This is a genomic window from Mangrovimonas sp. CR14, assembly GCF_011764015.1.
Classification (GTDB): Bacteria; Bacteroidota; Bacteroidia; order Flavobacteriales; family Flavobacteriaceae; genus Mangrovimonas; species Mangrovimonas futianensis.
Genome location: NZ_JAAFZY010000007.1, coordinates 200,763 through 206,990, shown reverse-complemented (window position 1 = coordinate 206,990; position 6,228 = coordinate 200,763). Strand labels below are relative to the sequence as shown.

Sequence of the window (6,228 nt, the reverse complement as noted above, 5' to 3'; positions counted from 1 at the left end):
GTATCAGTAGCAGAATTACCGGCCGCATCGGTTACGGTCCAGGTTACTGTTGTATTACCTATTGGGAATGTAGCAGGCGCATCATTGGTTGCTGGATTAACGCCACAGTTATCAGCTGTAGTGGGTGTTCCAAGAGCCACACCGGTGGCTTGACATGAAGCATTGGCACTAACGGTTACGTCAGTATGTGCAGTAATGGTAGGGTCTGTAGTATCCTGCACAGTAACCTGTGCAGTACAAGAATCAATAATTGATGAAGTACTTATTTGAATTACAGTTAAAGTAACTGAAACAGGTGATCCAATATCATTACAATCGAAAGTATCTTGATCAAGACTAATAGAATAGGCTGAGTTGCCTCCATATGTTCCATCCTCCAATTGGTTGGGTGTAATAGTAACACTACCTGTGTCGTCTAGATCTACAGTGATGTCTTGGCAGGGAGGAAGTAGATTAGTACTGCTAAAAGAAGAACTATTTACTATTTCTAAATACTCATCATAGGTACAAATAGAATCGTTCCCGCTATTTTTTAAAATGTGGGAATTGGTATGTTTAGGGATTGCAGCAAAACTTATGGTAGAAAGTAAAACTGCAAAAAGCAGAACGTAAAATTTCCTCATAGTGTTGATATTTTTAATTATAAAAATATACCGTGACAACGTCAATAGGTTGGGGCCGGTTATTGTCTGTTAACTACTAAAATCTGAGGGAGTTAGATCAAAAGTATTCGGTTGATTTTCAGTTGAAAAATATATTCGTTGAAATACTTTATTAGTCTATATAATTCAATGAAAAGCTTTTAAATACTACAGAATACCAAAAATGCTTTATTTAATGGGTTAATAATCGATTAATAGCTATTTACAAATGCAATATATATAAAAATTCGAAAAAAATCCATGAAGTGCATGAAAAAATCGACAAAATGCATTTAATCCACCTTCTTATGTAAGGAATTGGTTGTTTGGTAGGTGGTGGCTTACTTTAAAATTAAAAACTCACATCTTCTGTTTATGGAGTGTTCAGCTTCAGTACATTCAGTGCCGCAATCTACTAAAGGTTTTCTTTCTCCATATCCTTTAGATTTTAAACGGTTTCTATCAATACCTTGTGAAACAATATATTCCAAAGTAGCTTCTGCTCTGTTTCTTGACAAACGTAAGTTATATAGGTCCGATGCCCTATTGTCGGTGTGTGCTCCTAGCTGTACTTCCATTCTAGGGTATTTTCTTAGAAGGTTAACTAAAACATCCAACACTTGGGCTGCCTGTGGCTTGATTTCCCATTTATTAAGGTCAAAATAAATGTTCTCTAATTCAATATAAACATATCCGTCATCTTTTGTTACAACGATGTCTTCGGCATCATCATAAGATTCGATTTCTAATTGAATATCAAAAAAGACTCTACCATCCTCATTGGTTGTGAAAGATTGACTACTTGGTATATAAAAATCTTTATGAGCTTCGATGGTGTAAGTAGTATTTGGTCTAGTGTTGAAAATATAGGTAGCATCAGATCCAGTTACCATTTGTCCTACTAATTCACCATTTTCATCAAAAAGCGTTACGGTTGTGCCAGGAAGTAGTTCTTTGGAGTGCTTATCAGTAACTTCTCCTTCAACTGCAAATTTTCTGGTATTAGACATTCTAACAAAAGAATATAAATTATCACCCCCTTCACGGTTTGAAGAGAAAAATCCTTTTGTTTGGTTTTCATGAAGTACAAAAGCAAAATCATCCATTTCCGAATTGATAGTTTCACCTAAATTTAGTGGTTTAGTATAGGCATTATCAATTTTTTGACTCATGAAAAGATCTAAATTACCCAATCCTTCATGCCCATCCGAAGTGAAATAAAGCATATTATCCTTGTCCATAAAAGGAAATTGGTCTCGTTGTTTAGTGTTGATGGTCTCTCCAAGATTAACAGGCGTTCCAAATCCATCATCTAAGATTTCTACTGAATAGATATCAAAAGATCCTAAAGAACCTGGCATATCACTCGAAAAGTAAAGGGTTATTCCATCTGGACTAACCGCTGGGTGCATGGTGGAGTAGGTGTCACTGGAAAATGGCAATTCAGTTACATTGGTCCATTCATCTTCAACTCTTTCAGCTTTAAATAATTTGACCGTGGCAATTTTGATGCCATCAATTTTGACTCTTTTTTCATTGGTTCGAGAAAAATACATGGTTAACCCATCTGGACTGAAGGCGGCATTGCTTTCATGGGTTTCGGTATTGATTTCATCTGAAAAAGGTTCGATATGTTCCAATTCAAAATCTTCGGTCATATCAGCTTTATATAGATCTAAATAAGGCCTGTCATTCCATCCATATTTTGGATTGTCTGAATTCCTTACTGAAGAAAAAATAATTTTATTGAAATAATAAGATACCCCAAAATCGCCAGTGGAAGAATTACGTGATACTCTTTTGATCATGTAATTATAGGGGACAATACCATTCAGATTTTCAGAGAATTTAGGTGTATCTACAGGGTAACCCAAATATTCTCCCATGACTTGATCTCCATTTTCATAATCTTTGAGTCCTTTTAATACTTGTGCATATTTAAAAAGTGCTTCTTCGGGCATGGAATCTCTATATTCCACATAAAGATTGGTGTAGGGAGTTCGGGCTTGTTCCATTCTACCGTTATAGTAAAAGCAGTCTCCCAACCTTTCCAAAATTTCTGGGGTAGCCTCTAACTGTTTGTACATATTGGCAGCTTCCACATAGGATCTGTTTTCAAAAAGGTTGTTAGCCTTTTTCAAACTTGGTTTTTGGGCCCACAGTATGGTTTGCCCGAAAACTAATAATATGAACAGCATCCAATTTTTCATCATACTTTTTTTAAAAGAACCTTGGAGATTTATCATAGCCCTTGCCAAGTGTACTTATATCAAATAATATCATTATCTCGTGTGAACCATTATTGAACTTTCCTAAATTAGAAAGGGTATAGTCATAGGCATAACCTATTCTGAGGTTACTTAAAACCCTAAAATTTATAAGACCAGATATGGCATCATCAAACCGGTAACCAGCACCCAATTCCAAACGTTCTCTCCAAAGGAAATTGGCTGTTAGGTCAAACGAAAGGGGAGCTCCTGAAACTGCCTTTGTCATAAAGGCAGGTTTGAACTTTAACTGATCGTTGAGTTCAAACACATAACCTCCAGTCAAAAACATGTGTATTTCCTCAACTCCGTTGGCCACAACACCATCATTGTTTTCTAAATGTTTACTTTTTAAAAGGTTTGGAGCAGAGAAGCCGATATAATAATTTTTTCCGAAGAAAAAGGCTCCTACACCTACATTGGGGTACGTTCTGGAAATATTTTCAGCAAATGCAGGATCGGGTAATGGATCGGAATATACAAACCCATCAAAATTGGTGCTAAAAAAAGTAGCTCCAAATTTTATTCCCAAAGAGAGTTTGGAAGTTTTACCGGTTTGTAAAACATATGCAACATCCGCATAGACATTGGTTTCCTTAACTACATCTCCAATTTGATCGTGGACTATGGAGAGACCTCCTTCTATGTTTTTATAAAGTGTTGTATGTCCAAATAAGGTTCCAGTTGTTGGGCCACCCACAGAACCCGTCCATTGATTGCGATAGAATACCCCTAAACTGATTTCGTCTGAAGCATCTTTTGCATAAGCCGGATTAATCACACTCATGTTATACATGTATTGTGTGAATTGTGGATCTTGTTGCGCTAGCATCTGAAAACCTACTAAGGCAAAAAGGATGAAAATTATATGTCTTTTTAAGGATTTAACCATAAAAATGTTATCTGTTAAGATAGACTCGACCTTGAATACTATCTGTCTGACCATCATTAAAATTTAAAATATAGAAATAAACACCATTTGGAAGTTCTCCATTTCCTAAAGTTGTTCCTTCCTTTGAAGTTCCATCCCAGTTAGGAGTGCTACTATTTCCTTTAAATAATAGATTGCCGTATCTGTTATAAATTTCTATATCGAAATTGGGATATAGTTCCCTTATGTTTACAAGATCAAAAGTATCATTAATACCGTCCCCATTAGGTGAAAATCCATCAGGAATAATCAAATCCTCAGTGCATTTTTCAATGGTAACTGTGACCTCAAGTCTCAATCTACTTTCACATCCCATTTGTGATGAGATAGCAGCATAATAGGTTTCTCCATCTTCTAATTGGGTTTCGCTAGTTATAACGTTTCCTCCGTCTGGTGCGTCGTACCAAACAATCGGACTTTCGTTAACAAAGGATGTTAAATCTTCAATAGTAGGAGAATCTTCCGAACAAAAATAATCCCCGCCGTCAACTAGAGTTGGAGTAGCGGTATTTTCAATATTAAAAGTTACCGACTCCACTAAAGTAACATCACCCGAACAATCATCGGTAGAGCGAATAAAATAGATAATCGTAAATGTGGTTGATCCTGAGTTAATAAGAATGTCATTAGGAATAATAATTTCTCCGTTTCCATCAGAAATGTCAACATCAGTTGTCTCGTTGGAATTATTGGCTCCTGATAAGGTGTAGTTTATTTGATATGGTCCATCTTCCAAAAATTCAGCATTCGAAATAAAAACAGTATTGGAATCATTTAAACAAATATCAGCTGCAGATAAAACCATTCCAGAAATATCAGGAATAGGTTGAATGATTATGTTAACGTCAGAGGTTTCTGTGCCGCAAGAGTTAGAAACAGTGTACGTGTAAGTCCCCTCAGCATCCACCGTTGTATCAAACAATCCAGTGCCACTGGCAAGAACGGGAGACCATGTACCACCAGTATCTGGAGTGCCTCCAAGAAGGGTAAATAAGTCTATCGGGTCATCATTTCCACAGATATTAGCACTACCATTAATTCCAGCATTTGGAGGCGGAATGATAGTGACGGTCACAGTAGCAGAGGCAGGACCACATGGGTCTGTTCCAGCTACGGTATAAGTATATGTTCCTTCAGCGTCTATTGTAGGATCAAACAATCCCGAACCGCTGTTAAGAGCTGGAGACCATGTACCACCTACATCAGGTGTGCCGCCCAAAACTGTAAATAGATCAATAGGATCATCCAATTCACAAAGGTTTATGGAAGCATCGGTCCCTGGATTGGCAGGCGTTTCCAAAGAAATAGTTACCGAAGCAGAAGCAGGTCCACAAGCGTCAGTTCCTTCCACGGTATAGGTGTAAGTTCCTTCAGCATCCACTGTTGGATCAAACAATCCAGTGCCACTGGCAAGAACGGGAGACCATGTGCCGCCAGTATCTGGAGTACCTCCGAGAAGGGTAAACAAGTCTATCGGGTCATCATTTCCACAGATATTGGCACTACCATCAGTTCCGGCATTTGGTGGCGGAATAATAGTTACTGTCACAGTAGCAGAGGCAGGACCACAAGGGTCTGTTCCAGCTACGGTATAAGTATAAGTTCCTTCAGCGTCGATTGTGGGATCAAACAATCCCGAACCGCTGTTAAGAGCTGGTGACCATGTACCACCTACATCAGGTGTACCGCCCAAAACTGTAAATAGATCAATAGGATTATCAAGCTCACAAAGATTTATGGAAGCATCTGTACCTGGATTAGCAGGCGTTTCCACCGAAATGGTTACCGAAGCAGAAGCAGGTCCACAAGCGTCAGTTCCTTCCACGGTATAGGTATAAGTTCCTTCAGCATCCACTGTTGGATCAAACAACCCAGCGCCACTGGCAAGAAGGGGAGACCATGTACCACCAGTATCTGGAGTACCTCCAAGAAGGGTAAACAAGTCTATCGGGTCATCATTTCCACAGATATTGGCACTACCATCAGTTCCGGCATTTGGTGGTGGAATGATAGTGACGGTCACAGTAGCAGAGGCAGGTCCACAAGGATCTGTTCCGTCTATAGTATATGAATAAGTTCCTTCAGCATCGATTGTAGGATCAAACAAACCTGAACCGCTGTTAAGTGCTGGAGACCAGGTGCCACCTACATCAGGTGTACCACCTAAAACGGTAAATAGGTCAATTGGGTTATCATTTTGACAAATGTCAACGCTGCCGTTAGTTCCAGCATTTGGAGGTGTTTCCAAAGAAATAGTCACAGTAGCCGAAGCGGGTCCACAAGTGTCAGTTCCTTCCACGGTATAGGTATAAGTTCCTTCAGCATCCACCGTTGGATCAAACAATCCCGAACCACTGTTAAGTGCTGGTGACCATGTACCACCAGTATC

4 protein-coding genes are annotated in these 6,228 nt (G+C 38.7%); all 4 read right to left on the bottom strand.

Going from position 1 to position 6,228, the window contains the following annotated elements:
- Positions 1-623, bottom strand: a 623-nt coding sequence (locus GZ212_RS16095; RefSeq protein WP_206080458.1) for an HYR domain-containing protein, incomplete at its 3' end; no start/stop codon positions are given.
- A gap of 359 nt (positions 624-982) precedes the next feature.
- A complete protein-coding gene (locus GZ212_RS14430) occupies positions 983-2,854 on the bottom strand; it encodes an OmpA family protein (RefSeq protein ID WP_240923824.1) in 1,872 nt (623 codons plus the stop codon).
- A 7-nt stretch (positions 2,855-2,861) separates the two neighbouring features.
- On the bottom strand, positions 2,862-3,800 hold the full coding sequence (locus GZ212_RS14425) for a type IX secretion system membrane protein PorP/SprF (protein WP_053972208.1): 939 nt from the start codon (positions 3,798-3,800) through the stop codon (positions 2,862-2,864).
- A 7-nt stretch (positions 3,801-3,807) separates the two neighbouring features.
- On the bottom strand, positions 3,808-6,228 hold a 2,421-nt coding region (locus GZ212_RS14420), incomplete at its 5' end, for a gliding motility-associated C-terminal domain-containing protein (protein WP_166961731.1).